A 15,966-nucleotide genomic window follows, 5' to 3' on the forward strand; every position below is an offset into this window, starting at 1 on the left:
GAGCACCCGGTCCATGCAAGCAACGGCTCCTGCTCATTCGAGGCAGGAGCGCTGCTAGCAAACAGCGCCCCACAATCGGGGCCGCACGGATCCGGGCTCCGCCGGTCCGTAGCGGCGCCCCCCTGGGGGGGAAGCGCCTACGGCGCTTCGGGGGGGGTCACTTCCCTTCTACGTTGCGCAGACGGATGTGCAGTTCGCGCAGCTGCTTCTCGTCGACCTCGGACGGCGCTTGCGTCAGCAGACACTGGGCGCGCTGGGTCTTCGGGAAAGCGATCACGTCGCGGATCGATTCGGCGCCGGTCATCATCGTGACGATGCGGTCCAGGCCGAAGGCGATGCCGCCGTGCGGAGGCGCGCCGTATTGCAGCGCGTCCAGCAGGAAGCCGAACTTCTCGCGGGCTTCCTCGGCGCCGATCTTGAGTGCGCGGAACACCTTGCTCTGCACTTCCTCGCGGTGGATACGGACCGAGCCGCCGCCGATTTCCCAACCGTTCAGCACCATGTCGTAGGCCTTGGCGAAAGCCTTGCTGGGATCGGATTCCAGGAAGTCCTCGTGGCCATCCTTCGGGCTGGTGAAGGGGTGATGGGCGGCGGTGTAGCGGCCGTCTTCCTCGTCGTATTCGAACATCGGGAAGTCGACGACCCACAGCGGCTTCCAGCCGGCGGTGGACAGGCCGGTCTTCTTGCCGAATTCGCTGTGGCCAATCTTCACGCGCAGCGCGCCGATGGCGTCGTTGACGACCTTTTCACGGTCAGCGCCGAAGAAAATGATGTCGCCATCCTGCGCGCCGGTGCGCTTGACCAGTTCGGCCAGGGCAGCGTCATGCAGGTTCTTGACGATGGGCGATTGCAGGCCGTCGCGGCCCTTGGCCACTTCGTTGACCTTGATGTAGGCCAGGCCCTTGGCGCCGTAGATGCCGACGAACTGGGTGTAGCCGTCGATCTCGCTGCGCGACATCTCGGCGCCGCCGGGCACGCGCAAGGCGACCACGCGGCTGCCGGGCGCCGTGGCGGCGGCGGCAAACACCTTGAAGTCCACGTCGCGCATGACGTCGGTCATGTCGGTGAATTCGAGGTTCACGCGCAGGTCCGGCTTGTCCGAGCCGTAGCGGCGCATGGCTTCGGTCCAGGTCATGATCGGGAACGGCGTCGGCAGATCGACGTCCTGCACCACCTTGAACACGTGGCGGATCATGTTTTCGAAGATTTCACGGATCTCGAACTCGTTCAGGAACGAGGTTTCGCAGTCGATCTGAGTGAATTCGGGCTGGCGGTCGGCGCGCAGGTCTTCGTCGCGGAAGCACTTGGTGATCTGGTAGTAGCGGTCGAAACCGGACACCATCAGCATCTGCTTGAACAGCTGCGGCGATTGCGGCAGCGCGAAGAAGTGGCCGGCGTTGACGCGCGAAGGCACCAGGTAGTCGCGCGCGCCTTCGGGCGTGCTCTTGGTCAGCATCGGGGTTTCGATGTCGATGAAGCCCAGCTGGTCCAGGAACTTGCGCACTTCGATGGAGACGCGGTAGCGCAGCATCAGGTTGCGCTGCATCTGCGGACGGCGCAGGTCCAGCACGCGGTGCGTGAGGCGCGTCGTTTCCGAGAGGTTGTCGTCGTCCAGCTGGAACGGCGGCGTGACCGACGCGTTCAGGATCTCGACTTCCTTGCAGAGCACTTCGATTTCACCCGAAGCCAGCTCGGCGTTGGCGGTACCCGCCGGACGCTCGCGCACCAGGCCGGTGACGCGGATGCAGAATTCGTTGCGCAGGCGCTCCGCGGTGGCGAAGGCGGCGTTGTCCGGATCGAACACGATCTGCGCCAGGCCCGCGCGGTCGCGCAGGTCGATGAAGATGACCCCGCCGTGGTCGCGGCGGCGGTTCACCCAGCCGTACAGGGTGACGGTCTGGCCGAGATGGTCACGGCAAACCTGGCCGGTGTAGCAGGTACGCATGCGGGGGACTCCGTTTATGTGCTTGGTTATAGCGTAAGGGTTACGAATCGGCGCGAGGCGTGTCTTGCACGCCGGGAGCCGGGACGGGCGCGGCCGGCCGGTCCGCGGGCGTCGCCGCCTGGACCGGGGCGACCACGCCCATGGAAACGATGTACTTCAGGGCCGCGTCCACGCTCATCTGAAGATCCATGGCGTCAGCGCGCGGAACCATCAGGAAGAAGCCGGACGTGGGATTCGGCGTGGTCGGCACGTACACGCTGATGTGATCGCCGGGAAGCCGGTCGGCCACTTCGCCGCTGGGCGTGCCGGTAACGAAAGCAATGGTCCAGCTGCCGGCGCGCGGATACTGCACCAGCACCGCGCGGCGGAACGCCTGACCGTTGGGGGCAAGCACGGTATCGCTGACCTGCTTGACCGAGTTGTAGATCGAACGCACCAGCGGTATGCGGCCCAGCAGGTTTTCCCACTGGTCCACCATGGTACGGCCGATCAGGTTGGCCGCGAATATGCCCGTCAGCAGCACCACCACCACGACCAGGACGAAGCGGAAGCCGGGAATGTCGACGCCGAACAGCGATTCGGACGACAGGAAGCCAGGCACGAACCCTTCCAGGGTCGCGACCAGCAAGCCCAGCACCCACACCGTGATGACCAGGGGAACCCAGATCAGCAGGCCGGTGATGAAGTACTTCTTGATGACGCGCATACGCATCGCGTGTGCTCTAGGAGGCGGTGCTACCGGCAGCGGGCGCCGCAGGAGCGGCCGGGGCTGCGGGCGCGGCGGCAGGTGCGGCTGCGGGCGCGGCGCTTTCGGCCGGGGCCGTCGTGCTGGCCGAGGCCGAACCGCCGCTGCCGTTGCCGCGGAAGTCCGTGACATACCAGCCGGAGCCCTTGAGCTGGAACCCAGCCGCGGTCACCTGCTTGGAGAACGTGCTTTCGCCGCATTCGGGGCAAACCGAAAGCGGCGCATCGGAAATCTTCTGCAAGACGTCTTTGGCATGGCCGCAGGCGCTGCACTTGTAAGCGTAAATGGGCATCTAGGGCTCCCAGGCGCGGGCCCGGCGTATCAAGAGCCGCTGTCGCCGGACGCAATGTCCGGGGCCGGATCGGGTCGCAAGACCTGGTCCGAACGGAAGCGGCGGGTGGGCGAGGCCGGAAAAAATACGGGAAAGTCTTGAATTTTAGCGGTTTTTCGTGAACGGCCGGTGTCCGGCCCCGGCGGCCCGCCTTGGACGGCGCCTCAGGGGCCTCCCGGGGCCCGTCTCCCTATACGGGAAGCAGGAACATGACCGCCGCCACCAGGGTTGGCGCCAGGGCCGACAGGAACAGCCGCCCCGATGAAATGCTGCCGTCCGGAAAGTGGTTCTTCAGGATGGCGAAACCGGCCGGGTTGGGCGCATTGGCGATCACGGTCAGCCCGCCGCCCGTGACGGCGCCGGCCACCAACATGTAGCGCCAGGCCTCGCTGGTGCCTTCGACCAGCGAACCCAGGTAGGTCAGCGCGGCGTTGTCGGTGATGGCGGTGAGCGCGGTCGCGCCCCAGAACAGCACGAAAGGTTCAAGCCCGCCCAGCAGGTCCTGCAGCCACCACTTCTGCAGGCCGCCCAGCACCACCAGCCCGGCCAGGAAGAAGCCGACCATCAGGCCTTCCTTGATCATCAGGCGGCTCTGGTGGCGCTTGTAGGCTTCGGCAAAGCCAATGAACATCATCAACAGACCCAGGAAGATGGCCGGATGATGCGCGCTGAGCACCACGGCGACCAGGAAGACCAGGTGCACCAGCATGACCAGCAGCGGCACCGGCCCGCGCGCATCGCCGCCTTCGGGCGCGTCCACGCCGCCGCCCGTGCCCACCGAGCGCTCCAGCAGCGCCTTGCGGCAGATGAAGGTCAACAGCGCCGCATTCAGGCAGACGGCGATCGCGGCGCGCCAGCCGAAATGCTGCGCCATGAAGCTCGAGTCCCAGCCGAAGGTGGAAGCCACCATCAGCACGGGCGGCGCGGCATACGAAGTCAGCACGCCGCCGATGGAGACGTTGACGAACAGCACGCCCAGCGTAAGGTACTTGAAGCCCGCGCGCCCGCTGCTGCGGAAATAGGCGTCGCGCAACAGGATGGCGGCCAGCGTCATCGCGGCGGGTTCGGTGATGAAGGAGCCGCCCAGCGGCACCAGCGACATCACGACAAAAAACGTGGCGAGTTCGCGCGGCAGCGGCAGCACGCGCGCCACCAGCCGCACCAGCATGCCCACCAGCTCCAGAATCGGCCGGCTGGCCGCCACCACCATGATCACGAAGACGAACAGCGGCTCGGTGAAGTTGCGCGTGTCCATGTACTCGATGGCATGCGAGGGACCCGCCAGCGCCGCCATCGCCACGATCAGCACGAAGGCCCAGACGCCGAACACAGCCTCGACTTCGGAGAACAGATGCCAGATGCCCGCATGCGGTCCGCCACGATGCGCGAGCCGCGCGAAGAACGGAACCGAGAAGGTATGAAGAACCGCCACGGCGAACAGGAGGGTGGCGATGACTTCAAGTGTCTGGGGCATGTAAACGACTTCCGGAAGAGGGATACGACAGCGCGGACACCGCCCGGCGGGCCTGCGGGACAAGGGTCGCAATATAGCGCAAGGCCCTTGCCGTGTAACGCAGGGTCAACACCAAGATGCGCGGGTCCGCGCCGCTAGTTCCCCAAGTCTCGCGGGCGGGTCACTGCGCCCTGCGCGCATGCCGGAACGGCAGCAGCCGCAGGTCCAGCGCCGCGGGGCCGGGCGCGTCGACGTCGATGATCGCGGCGCACAGCGGCAGGAAAGCCGCGCGGAAGTGGTTCTTGGCCTTCACGCACAGCAAGCGCACCTGACCGAGGTCGATGCCATGCAAGGTGAAGAAGCCCGGATCGTTGGCTGGCGCCACCAGCTCGGTGATGATGACCTGCACGTTGGGCCTGTCGCGCAGCGACAGCAGCGCGGTGCGTCCGCAGCTCGTGCGCACGCCCGTTTCCATCGGGCCGGCATTGCGGAATTCGCCATCGGTATAGCGTTCGACCCGGAACGCCGCACGCACCGGCGCGCCGAAATCGCGGCTCACGCGGCCGCCCAGGTCCAGTTCGCAAGCGCCGCCCAAACCCGCTTCGTACGCGCGCCGCACCGCCTGCGGATCCGCGAAGCTGGCGAACACGCAAGGCAGGTCGATCGACGCATCCAGCAAGGCGCGGAACAGCGCGGGCGTGTCGCATGCGCCGCCCGACAAGGGGTTGTCCCCCGGGTCTGTGACGGCCACCAAGCCGCCCGCGCGCGCCGCTTCCATGGCCAATGCCAGCCCTTCTTGCGGTGTCGGCAAGCTGACCGCAAATGCGGGCGCCAGACGCCGCATCGCCGCCGTCATGGTCTCGGTCACGGCCTGCGACCGCGCGCCTGCGGCATCGCGCGCCATGTCGGCCACCACCAGCACCGATGCGCCGGTATCGACGGTATCGGCATACGGAAAGCCGCCGAACACCGAGACTTCCACCACGCCCTCGCCCACCTGGACTGCGGCCAGATCCTGCAATTCGCGCATGGGTCCGGCATCGGTGCGCATATTGAAGCTGGACAACAGCAAATCCGGCTTGGCCACCAGCACGCGCGGCGACAGCATGCCGGCCTGCGTGCGCAACAGCATGCCGAGCACCCGCCCAGCCGCTTCGCGCATGTCTATGTGGGGATAGGTCTTGTAGCCGCTGGCGCAATCCAGCAGGCCGCCCAGCTCAGGGGCCAGGTTGGCGTGCAAGTCGAAGCTCGCGCCCAGAGGCACTTCGGGCAGCAAGGCCCGCACGGCCCGCACGAAATCCAGATCGGGCGTCTGGCGCAGGTCGGTGATGGCGGCGCCATGCAGCGACAGGTAGACGGCATCCCAGCCATCCTCGTCCGCGGCCAGTCCGGCCAGCACCTCTTCGGTAAAGGCGCGGTGCACGGCGTCGTCTATCGGCCCGCCAGGCAGGGCGGACGCGCAGCGCAAGGCCACCACCTCCCAGTCCGGATGCGCGCGGACGAACTCGGCCACTTCGCCCAGTTCGGTGGCCGTGCCAGCGGCGGCCGCCAGGGCGTCGCCGCCCTTGCGCCACTCGCGCCGCTCGAAATCCGCCATGGAGCAAGGCGCCGGGCAGAAGGCGTTGCCTTCGTACCAGAAGCGTGCCACCGCCAGCCGTTTCTTCGTGCCCTTGCCCATGCGTTTCCCCGTTTATTCCGGACGGATATCGGTGCCTTCGATCAGGACGCGGTACTTCTCGCGCTCCGTCTGCAGATGCTGCCCCAGCGCTTGCGGCGTGCCGCCCACGGGCTGCGCGGCCAGCGCCTCGAGCCGTTCGCGCGTGGCGGGCGATTGCAGCACCCGCTGGGCGGCGGCGTTGAGCTTGTCGACGACCGGCTGCGGCGTGCCGGCGGGCGCCATCAGCACGAACCACGAAGTCAGCTCGAAGCCCGGCACGGACTGCGCGATGGCGGCCACGCCCGGCGCTGCGGCAACCGGCTGGGCCGAGGTCACTCCCAGGGCCACCAGCTTGCCTGCCTTGATCAGCGGCAAAGCGGTGGGCAGGTTGTCGGCCGACAGATCGATCTGCCCACCCAGCAGGTCATTGTTGGCCTGGCTCGCGCCCTTGTACGGCACGTGGCGGATGTCCACCTTGCCCATGCGCTTGATCATCTCCAGCGCCAGATGGCCAGAACTGCCCACGCCGGGCGACCCCCAGTTCAAGCGGCCGGGCTCGGCGCGCGCGGTGCGCAGCAGATCGTCCATGTTCTTCAGGCCGGAGCCGGGATGCGTCAGCACCACGTTGGGCACCTGCGCCACGTAGGCGACCGGCGCGAAATCCTTGACCGGGTCATAGCCGATCTTCTTGTAGACGTAGGCGTTGATGATCTGCGTGCCAGGCGTGCCCAGCAGCAAGGTGTAGCCGTCCGGCTGTGCGTGCGCCACCTCGGATGCGCCCAGGCTGCCGCCCGCGCCGGCCTTGTTGACCACCACCACGGACTGGCCGAGTTCGGCGCCCAGGCCCTCCGCCATCAGGCGGCCCAGCAAGTCGGTCGTGCCGCCGGCGGCGAACGGCACCACCAGACGCACCGGCTGCTCCGGCCACGCGGCGCTGGCCTGCCCGGCCGCGCCCAACGCGGCAGCCGCCGCAATCCCGAAAGTCCAACGACGCAACAGATGGGAAAACTTCATGACGCCCCCTTGAGCGAATGATGACGATGCAACGGCCTACGCGACAATAAAACCGTTTGGTTTATTTTCACAACAAATATACCATGTGTTTTATTTTACCAACCACACCACGCACGACGCCATGAGCCGCATCATCCATCGCAACTCCAGCCCCCTGCCCGTCGCCATCAAGGGCGAAGGCAGCTTCATCGTCGACCAGGAAGGCCGGCGCTACTTCGACGCCTCCGGCGGCGCGGCGGTCTCGTGCCTGGGACACGCGCACCCCGAAGTGCGCGCCGCGGCTGCCGCGCAGCTGGATGCGCTGGAGTACGCGCACACCAGCTTCTTCACCACCCCGGCCGCCGAAGAACTGGCCGAACTGCTGGCGGCCAACAGCCCGGCGGGCCTGGGCAATGCCTACTTCGTCTCGGGCGGTTCGGAAGCCGTCGAGACCGCCTTGAAGATGGCGCGCCAGTACCACGTCGAGCGCGGCGAGCCCGGGCGCTATCGCTACATCGCCCGGCGTCAGAGCTATCACGGCAACACGCTGGCGGCCTTGTCGGTAGGCGGCAACGCTGGACGCCGCGCGCTGTATCAGCCCGTGCTGATCGAAAGCCACCACGTCTCGCCCTGCTTTGCCCTGCACTACCGCGAAGCCGGAGAAAGCGACGAGCAATACACCGACCGCCTGGCGGCGGAACTGGACGCAGAGATCTTGCGATTGGGTCCGGATACCGTGTCCGCATTCATCGCGGAAACCGTGGTCGGCGCCACTGCGGGGACGGTCGCGCCGGTACCGGGCTACTTCCGCAAGATCCGCCAGGTATGCGACCGCCATGGCGTGCTGCTGATCCTGGACGAGGTCATGTGCGGGCTGGGCCGCACCGGCAGCTATCACGCCTTCGAACAGGAAGGCGTAACGCCTGACCTGCTGACGCTGGCCAAGGGTTTGGGCGGCGGTTATGTGCCCATCGGCGCCGTGCTGGCGCACGACCGCGTCATCGGCGCCATCAACGCGGGCTCGGGCGCGTTCCAGCACGGCTACACCTATGTCGGCCATCCGGTGGCCTGCGCCGCGGCGCTGGCGGTGCAGCGCATCGTGCTGCGCGACAAGCTGGTGGCGCGCGTGGCGGATATGGGCGCGCAGTTCGGCGCCATGCTGGCGGCGAGCCTGGAAAGGCATCCGCACGTCGCCGACATCCGCGGCCGCGGCATGTTCTGGAGCGTGGAGCTGGCCGAGGATCCCGGCAGCCTGCGCGCATTCGCGCCGCAGCGCCGCCTGCATGCGCGCATCAAGACTCAGGCGCGCGAACTGGGCCTGCTGTGCTATCCGGGCGGAGGAACCATAGACGGCAAGCTTGGCGACCACGTGCTGCTGGCGCCGCCTTACCTCAGCACGGCCGATGAGCTGGCCTTTGCGGCGGACGCGCTGGCCCGCGCCATCGACCTGGCGCTGGCGGACGATACGCCATAATACGCGGCACCTTACCCGGAGCGCAGATGGATAAAGCCGCCATCGACAAACTGATCGAAACCCAGTTCTCCTCCCTGCCGCCCAAGCTGCGGCAGGCGGCCCGCTATGCAATCGATCATCCCAAGGACATCGCCCTGGAGTCGATGCGCGCCGCGGCCGGCCACGCCGGCGTGCAGGCCGGCGTCATGCTGCGCCTGGCGCGGCAACTGGGGTTCGATACCTACGAAGCGTTCCGCCAGCCCTACCGCGACTGGCTGGCCGCCGGCGGATCCAGCTTCTCGGGCCGCGCCACCGCGTTGCGCAAGCGTCCGCAGCACGACGCCGACGCCGGGCTGGTCGCCGACATCCTCGACGCCGAAGTGCGCAACCTGGGCAGCAGCCTCGGTCCCTCCGCACTGCCGGCGCTGAAGGCCGCCCACGGCCTGCTGGCGGGCGCGCGCCGCGTCTATGTCATCGGCCTGCGCAGCCTGTATCCGGCGGCCTATCACTTCAGCTATGCCTGCGGCATGTTCCTGGACAAGGTCACCCTGCTCAGCGGCGTCGGCGGCACCTTGGCCGACGAGTTGCGCCGCATCGGACCGGACGACGCGCTGGTCGCCTTCAGCCAGGCGCCTTATGCGCAGGCGGCAGTCACGGCCGTGGAGTTCGCGCGTGAGCGCGGCGCCGGCGTGGTGGCGGTCACGGACAGCGCGGTGTCGCCCATCGCCCCGGGCGCCAAGGCGCTGCTGCTGGTGGCCAACGACACGCCCTCGCTGTTTCCCTCGGTGGTGCCTGCGCTGTCCATCGCCCAGACGCTGGCCGCGATGCTGGTCGCGCACAGCGGCGAGGAAAGCCTGCGCGAAATCGCCAACAGCGAAGCCCAGCTGCAGCGCTTCGGCGTGTACGCCGAAAAGCGCTGAGGACTCAGGCGATCGGCGCGGGCGGCTCGCCGCCTTGCTGCGCCTCTTTCATTTCCATCAGCAGGCTGTGCAGCATCTCGGTGGACAGCCCGTGCAGCACCAGCCGGTAGCCCGCGCGCAGGGTCGACATCGGCACCAGCGGATGGTTGTTGTTGACCAGGATCAGGTGCTGCGGCGCGCCCAGCAGCTTGGCCGCGTAAATGCCGATGGTCTCGTCCAGCTGCAGCGAATTGGCCGCGCGCCAGAAGTCGTTGTCGGTCAGCATCAGCTGATACAGCGGCGTGAAGAGCTCGATGGCGCTTTGCAGGTCCAGGAAATTCAGCTTGCCTTGCGGCATGTCTTCTAGCGACAGGTCCGGGTCGCGGATCATCGAGAAATCGACCTGTTGCGGCGCGTGCATCTCCACCCCCGCATCGCGCAGCGCCTGGTTCAGGCGAATGACGAAGTTGAACAGGTTCAGGTCGTGCTTGACGAACAGTTCGTCCTTCAGATCATCGATGTTGCGCGGTTCCAGCGGCGTGGTGGTGACGCGCACCGGCGAGTTGGCGGCAATGAACGACAGGATCTGCGCGCCCAGATGGAAGTGGCGCAGGATCAGCCAGTTGGCCTCGGGCGACACGAAGCGCTTCAGGCCCCAGGCCAGGATGCGGTGCAACAGCTTCGAATGCGACCAGCGGCGCGGCAGGAAGGTCTTGATGACCTGGATCAGGATGATGAAGGCGCGCGCCAACGGCCGCAGGAACGGCAGCAGGTACTGGCGCGAGGCGCAGCTGGAATCGGTCAGCCAGGCCTTCTTCACCTTGTCCGGCAAGGGCGTGCTGCGGTCCAGGTAGAGCGCCAGCCAGGGGCTGGGGTCGGCGGGATCGTGCGGTTTGGCAAGGAATTCGGGTTCTTTGCTCATTACGCTTCGCCTTCCATCACATGGTGGAACTGCATCAGGTACAGCGCGGCCGTGCGGCGCGCCGTGTCGACGATGCGCTGCTCGGCGCGGCCGTCCTCGTCGCAGTCCAGCGCCAGCTCCACCGCCGACAGCCAGCGCGCCAGGTGATGCTCGTCGTTGTGGCCGTGGTACTCCAGGAAGCGGAAGGCGTCCGGCGGCAGCTTCAGGCTGGCCTTCAGCAGCGGCAGCAGCGCGGGCACGATGCGCTGGCCCGTGCCTTCGATGATGTAGATGGCGCCCAGCAGGCCAATGGGGTCGCGCGTGGCGGCCAAACCGTGGAGATAGGCGTTGAGCGCCTCGCCGCCGGGGTTGCGGCGCAGGGCGTCGATGTCCGCGACCGCGCCGCCCGCGGTGCGATAGTCCTGGAACAGGATCTGGAAGTCGTTCTGCTCTTCGCCCGCATGCGTGTCGATCAAGGCCGCGAGCGGCGCGTACTGCTCCGTCAGCGAGGCCGCGCCTTCGCGCATCCACTTGCTGCCTTCGCGCACCTGCGGAATCCAGTTCTCCATCCAGTTCAGGTAGTCGGCCGTCTGGAATTGGCGGTTGCGCAGGCGCCGCACCACCGGCGTGCGCCACACGCGCGAGCGGTAGTCGTGCCAGATCGCGGCCAGTTCGGTCAGCAGCTGGCCCAGGCCTTGGGGCGCCATGTCCGGGTCATGCGGCGGCGCGATGGCTGCAGCGTCATCGCTGTTCGCGTCCTCGCGCGGCGCAGCCGCCGCCGGCGCGCCCGCGGCGATCTGCGGGGCATGGACCGCCTCGGCCTCCAGCAGCATGTAGGCGGCCATGAAACGGCCCGATTCCGGGATGTAGCAGAAGATCTGTTCGCCCGGCTTCACTTCGCGCGTTTCCAGGAACTCCGCCAGCATGATCAGGATGGACGCCGCGCCGGTGTTGCCGCGCCACGCCAGATTGCTGAACCAGCGTTCGCGCGGGATCACCAGGCCGGCCTTCTCCATCAGGTCTTCCACCACAGGAATGAATTTCTCCGACGAGTAGTGGCACAGGAAGTGATCGACCTGGTCCGGATCCACCCAACCATCGCGCACCAGCTTGGCGTATTCATGGATGCCGATGTCGAACAGGTGCGGCAGCAGGCGGATGTCCTGGCGCAGCGACAACGCGCCGTCGGCCTCGGCCTCGTTCCAGGACGGATAGTCCAGATGGCCGCGGGCGCGGTCGGCCGACAGGCCCAGCTGCATGCACACCGGATAGTCGCCCGAGAACGAGCGCTGGTGCACCCACTTCAGGCGCAGGCGCACGCCTTGCGACGCGCCCGGCAGGGGCCGGCCGCTATTGCCCAACAGCACCGCCCCCGCGCCGTCCGAAAGCATCCAGCGCAGGAAATGCGCGTCGAAGTCCGCGTCATAGCCGCGCGCCGCAAAACGCGAACGCTTGAACAGCCGCGACGGCAGTTCGCTGGCCACGGCCAGGGCGCTGGCATGTCCGCCCAGTTCCACGCCCTGCGCGGCCGTCTGGATGGCCGATACGCCCGCCGCGCAGATGCCGTGCACCGACAGGGTTTCCATCGGATGCGCGGCCAACTCGCCCTGGATCATGTTGGAGAAGCCCGGCATCAACGCATCCCCGCCCGAGGAGCCGCTGGCCAGCAGCGACACGGCGGACAGGTCGCTGTCGTGACGCCGCAGGCAATCGCGGATGGCGTTGGCCGCCAGTTGCGCGTTGCTGAACACCGTGGCGCCTTCGGGGTCGATCGCGTAGTAGCGCTGCTTGATGCCGTTCTCGGCCAGGATGCGGCTCTTGATGCGGCTGGACATGCGATTCAGCGGCGCGATGTAGCTGTCCATGGCATCGTTGGACACGGGTTCGCCCGGCATGAAATAACCGGCGCTTTCCAGATAGACACGATGAAACGCGATGGGCATGAGAGGCCTCTGGTGGATATAGGGGTGCGGCGCTAGCGGATGTGCTCGGGCGCCATGCATGAACGGCTGCGAAAGCGCGGCAGGAAAGCGCCCAGCACGAACACGCGGAACATGTAGGGCGTGAGGCCGGGCTCGTTCAAGGCCGGATTCACGCGGCTGCGGTATTGCTCGCGGTGCAGGCGCACCAGTTCGGACCAGTGCGCCCGCGGATGCTCATGGTGCGCGGTGTGCAGGCCGATGTTGAAGAGCAGCGGATTGACCAGCCCTTCGAAATTGCGCGCATAGTTCAGGCCTGCGACGGACCGGGGTCCGCCATCGGCATGGGCATGCTGCAGATAGTTGGTGGCCAGCAGCCAGTGCAGGCCGTGCAGCTGCGGCACGATGACAAACACCAGCGCCTTCATGGGGTTCACCGCCAACAGCCCGCCCCACAGGCCCAGCCACACGCCGTACTGCGCCATGCAATAGCGCCACGCGCCCGGCCAGTGGCGGCGCAGGCGGCCCAGCCACGCGAAGAACAGCGGGTACAGCACCCAGCCGGCCTGCAAGGGATGGATCAGGTAGCCCCACAGGTGATTGGTGTCGCCGCCGAACCGATAGGTGCGCGCCACGTCGCGCGCGCCGTGCTTGTAGCGATGGTGATTGGCCACGTGCGCCGGATAGAACACAAAGGTCGGATGCCCTTGGAGCAGCGTGATCCAGAAGTCGGTGGCGCGGTTGGTCCAGCGCCCCCGCCACATGCGGATGTGCGTGTGATTGTGGTGGATGACGCCCACGCCCAGGGTCAGGAACAGCATCAGGCCGTACAGCGGCCACCAGAACCCGTGCACCCACTGCCAGGCCGCCAGGGCGGGCAGCGCGGCCAGATAGGCCAGGCTTTGCCAGTCGCGCCAGTTGCGCAGCGACGGCAGCCTGCGTTGCCGCTTAAGCGCGCCCGCCAAGCGATTCTCGCTGCCGGAAAGCATTCAGCTGGGACTGCGCCGCCTCGGCCTTGAGGCGGGTGCGGAACAGGCGGTCCATGAACGTGAACTGGAAACCGTAATTGCCGTTGTAGCAGGCGTGGTGCAGGTGGTGCCGGCGGCTGGCGGCGAACCAATGCGCGTAGGACACATTGGGGAAGAAGTCGTAGTTGGCGTGGCCGATGCAGTTGAAGAACAGGCTGAACAGCGGCACCGAGGCCAGCGCCCAGAAGCTGAAATCATGCAGCACCATGGGCAGCATGATCACGTTGCCCAGCATCAGCGCCTCGATGGGATGGAAGCTGTAGGTCGAGAATGGCGTGGTCACCACCGAGCGGTGATGCGGCAGGTGGAAGCGGCGCAAAAGCTTGGTGTGCAGCAGGCGGTGGTTGATCCAGAAATGCACGTCGTTCCAGGCCACCAGCACCAGGATTTCAAGCGTGATCTTTTGCCAGCTGGCGTCAGGGTCCAGGTGCGCCCAGCCCAGCTGCAGCAGGCCCCACGGAAAAATCATGCCCGTGCCGAACAGCAGGATGGACAAGCCGGATTGCGCGAACTCGCGCCGCAGCTGGCCCGGCGCCAGCGGACGCGGATCCAGCGGACGTCCGATGCCCAGCGCGGGCAGGATATGGTGCGTCAGCAGCCAGGTGGCCGCGCCGAAGACCAGATAGATGCCGCCGAAGAAAAGCAGGCCCGCCAGCATGACTTGCCAGGCGGACAAGGCTACAAAAGCTTGGGCCATGAACGTTCTGTTTCACCCGAAGAATGGGCGCATGATAAGCAATCCGTCAGCTTCCCGGTAGGACATTTATTACAAAATGAATCCGAAGACCACAAAGCTGGCGGACTGCTCACCAAGTTCGGGCTACTGGCAGGGATATTGCCGGTTCAGCCCCGCCACGGCGGCGTCCATGCGCGCGGCCAGACCCGTGCTTGCGGCCGGCATCGGCAGCCGCAGTTCGTCGCTCAGCAGGCCCTGGCGGCCCAGTTGCGCCTTCAAGGGGCCGGGGTTCGGCTCGGCGAAGGTCAGCTGGATGATGGGGACCAGCGCGTGGAACAGCTTCCTGGCCAGGTCCAGTTGCTGCGCCTTCACCGCCTGGTGCATGGCCACGAACAGGTCGGGGCGGATGTGCGCGGCGGCCGCGATCATGCCCGCGCCCCCCAGGCTCATCACGGACAGCGCCTGCAGGTCCTCGCCCGCCAGCACGTTCATGTTGCCGTCGGCGATCAACGCGATGGTCTTTTCCAGCGAACCGCCGCAGTCCTTGATCGCCGCGATGTTGGGATGCGCGGCCAGCGCCAGCAGGATCGCTGTATCCAGCGTAGTGCCGGTGCGGTAGGGAATGTCGTAGAGCACCAGGGGGAAACGCGAGGCATCGGCCAGGCAGCGGAAATACAGGGCGGCGCCTTCCTGGCCGGGGCGCACGTAATACGGCGCGGGCGCCAGGATGCCGGCCAGCGGACGCGTGCCGAAGGCGGCCAGGCGCTGCATCACGTGTCCATGATGATTGCCCGCCAGGCCCATGATGACGGGCAGCCTGCCCGCCTCGGTCAGCACGGCGTCCAGCACCGCCAGTTGCTCGGCATCATCCAGCGACGCGGCTTCGCCGGTGCTGCCGCACACCACCAGCCCGTCCACGCCCGCGGCGGCATAGTGGCGCACCAGGCGGCGCAAGGCCCCGCCATCGACGGCGCCGCCGGAAAACGGCGTGACCAGAGGCACCCAGACGCCCTGGATCGGAGATTGATGATGAGATTGCATGAGAACACTCCTTCGGTGTAAGCGGACCGTGGTTGGACCGTACAGAAGTGCTCGGGATGTCAGGGGATGCGCGGACGGCGCCAAGCGCCGCCAGGAGGCCGCTGTTCCGTCGCCCATCTGACGGAACAGCATGCTCCGGTCAGATGAGCGGCTGTTTTTTGGATTTCAGGCCGGCGCAAACCAGCACCACGCCCTGGGCGCGGAACGGGAAAGCGGATTGGTTGGCCTGATGAATCATGTATGGATTGAATGCAGTGATCTGCAAGCGCAGATGCGGGAATCTACCGGGAGCCCGCAACGCTGTCAACGCCGCGCCTCAGCCCAGGCTCGCCAGGAACACCGCGCACAGGGCTTCCATGCCCTGGCGGTCGTCTTGGTCGAAGCGGTCGGGCACGGGGCTGTCCACATCCCACACGCCGATCAATTGGCCCTGGTGCACCAGCGGCACCACGATTTCGGAACGCGAGGCCGCATCGCAGGCGATGTGGCCGGGGAACGCGTGCACGTCAGGCACCAGCTGCGTCTGGCGCTGGCTGGCGGCCGCGCCACACACGCCGCGGTTCAGCGGAATGCGCACGCAGGCCGGCTTGCCCTGGAACGGGCCCAACACCAGTTCGGTGCCGTCGAAGAAATAGAAACCCGCCCAGTTCAGTTCGGGCAGGGCCTGATAGGCCAGCGCGCTCAGGTTGGCGGCATTGGCGATGCGGTCATGCTCGCCTTCGAGCAGGGCACGGGCCTGGGCGACCAGTCCGGCATACAGGGCGGCCTTGGAATCGGCGACGATGGGAGCGGCTTCGAACATGGGAAATGTAACTGTACAGGCGGTTATCGATGCAGGTGATTTTAGAGGCTGCGGCCATTAAGAGGGCCGGGTGACGGTCGTGTGGGACAATAATTTCTAGATTGCCCTAGCCCACCCCCAACG

14 protein-coding genes are annotated in these 15,966 nt (G+C 66.9%); 2 read left to right on the forward strand and 12 right to left on the reverse strand.

The window, feature by feature from the left end; all coding sequences use genetic code 11:
* Nucleotides 1-157 precede the first annotated feature (157 nt).
* The 6 genes from aspS to IAG39_RS30525 form a co-directional block, all read right to left on the reverse strand.
* Entirely contained in the window at nt 158-1,945 is a 1,788-nt protein-coding gene (gene aspS, locus IAG39_RS30500; protein WP_059374057.1) for an aspartate--tRNA ligase, read from the reverse strand.
* A 40-nt stretch (nt 1,946-1,985) separates the two neighbouring features.
* A complete protein-coding gene (locus tag IAG39_RS30505) occupies nt 1,986-2,651 on the reverse strand; it encodes a DUF502 domain-containing protein (RefSeq protein ID WP_059374056.1) in 666 nt (221 codons plus the stop codon).
* A gap of 16 nt (nt 2,652-2,667) precedes the next feature.
* Nucleotides 2,668-2,982: an FmdB family zinc ribbon protein gene (locus IAG39_RS30510; RefSeq protein WP_059374055.1), complete on the reverse strand. Its 315-nt coding sequence runs from the start codon at nt 2,980-2,982 to the stop codon at nt 2,668-2,670.
* A 229-nt stretch (nt 2,983-3,211) separates the two neighbouring features.
* The gene (locus tag IAG39_RS30515) at nt 3,212-4,495 is read right to left on the reverse strand and encodes a putative Na+/H+ antiporter (protein ID WP_059374054.1); all 1,284 of its coding nucleotides are present in this window, start codon (nt 4,493-4,495) and stop codon (nt 3,212-3,214) included.
* Nucleotides 4,496-4,655: 160 nt separating this feature from the next.
* Complete coding sequence (locus IAG39_RS30520) at nt 4,656-6,152, reverse strand: M81 family metallopeptidase (RefSeq protein ID WP_118934589.1); 1,497 nt, start codon at nt 6,150-6,152, stop codon at nt 4,656-4,658.
* Nucleotides 6,153-6,164: 12 nt separating this feature from the next.
* Complete coding sequence (locus tag IAG39_RS30525; RefSeq protein WP_118934586.1) at nt 6,165-7,145, reverse strand: Bug family tripartite tricarboxylate transporter substrate binding protein; 981 nt, start codon at nt 7,143-7,145, stop codon at nt 6,165-6,167.
* 121 nt (nt 7,146-7,266) lie between these two features.
* Here IAG39_RS30525 and IAG39_RS30530 point away from each other — a divergent pair, with 121 nt between their 5' ends.
* Nucleotides 7,267-8,598 carry an aspartate aminotransferase family protein gene (locus IAG39_RS30530; RefSeq protein WP_118934593.1) on the forward strand — a complete coding sequence of 444 codons (1,332 nt, stop codon included), beginning with the start codon at nt 7,267-7,269 and terminating at the stop codon, nt 8,596-8,598.
* 26 nt (nt 8,599-8,624) lie between these two features.
* Entirely contained in the window at nt 8,625-9,497 is an 873-nt protein-coding gene (locus IAG39_RS30535; protein WP_059374051.1) for a MurR/RpiR family transcriptional regulator, read from the forward strand.
* Nucleotides 9,498-9,501: 4 nt separating this feature from the next.
* On the opposite strand, the gene IAG39_RS30540 is transcribed toward IAG39_RS30535, so the two are convergent.
* The 6 genes from IAG39_RS30540 to IAG39_RS30565 form a co-directional block, all read right to left on the reverse strand.
* Nucleotides 9,502-10,398 carry a DUF6999 family protein gene (locus tag IAG39_RS30540; RefSeq protein WP_118934584.1) on the reverse strand — a complete coding sequence of 299 codons (897 nt, stop codon included), beginning with the start codon at nt 10,396-10,398 and terminating at the stop codon, nt 9,502-9,504.
* Nucleotides 10,398-12,320, reverse strand: a complete 1,923-nt coding sequence (locus IAG39_RS30545) for a StlD/DarB family beta-ketosynthase (protein ID WP_118934582.1) — start codon at nt 12,318-12,320, stop codon at nt 10,398-10,400. The genes IAG39_RS30540 and IAG39_RS30545 overlap by 1 nt, the downstream gene beginning before the upstream one ends.
* 32 nt (nt 12,321-12,352) lie before the next feature.
* Nucleotides 12,353-13,285 carry a fatty acid desaturase gene (locus IAG39_RS30550; protein ID WP_223283407.1) on the reverse strand — a complete coding sequence of 311 codons (933 nt, stop codon included), beginning with the start codon at nt 13,283-13,285 and terminating at the stop codon, nt 12,353-12,355.
* A complete protein-coding gene (locus IAG39_RS30555) occupies nt 13,245-14,021 on the reverse strand; it encodes a sterol desaturase family protein (protein ID WP_059374047.1) in 777 nt (258 codons plus the stop codon). Before IAG39_RS30555 ends, IAG39_RS30550 begins: the two co-directional genes overlap by 41 nt.
* 123 nt (nt 14,022-14,144) lie before the next feature.
* A complete protein-coding gene (gene dapA / locus IAG39_RS30560) occupies nt 14,145-15,041 on the reverse strand; it encodes a 4-hydroxy-tetrahydrodipicolinate synthase (protein WP_118934580.1) in 897 nt (298 codons plus the stop codon).
* 316 nt (nt 15,042-15,357) lie between these two features.
* Nucleotides 15,358-15,843 carry a GAF domain-containing protein gene (locus IAG39_RS30565; RefSeq protein ID WP_059374045.1) on the reverse strand — a complete coding sequence of 162 codons (486 nt, stop codon included), beginning with the start codon at nt 15,841-15,843 and terminating at the stop codon, nt 15,358-15,360.
* Nucleotides 15,844-15,966: the final 123 nt, after the last annotated feature.

This window comes from Achromobacter xylosoxidans (assembly GCF_014490035.1).
In the GTDB taxonomy this organism is placed as follows: domain Bacteria; phylum Pseudomonadota; class Gammaproteobacteria; order Burkholderiales; family Burkholderiaceae_B; genus Achromobacter; species Achromobacter bronchisepticus_A.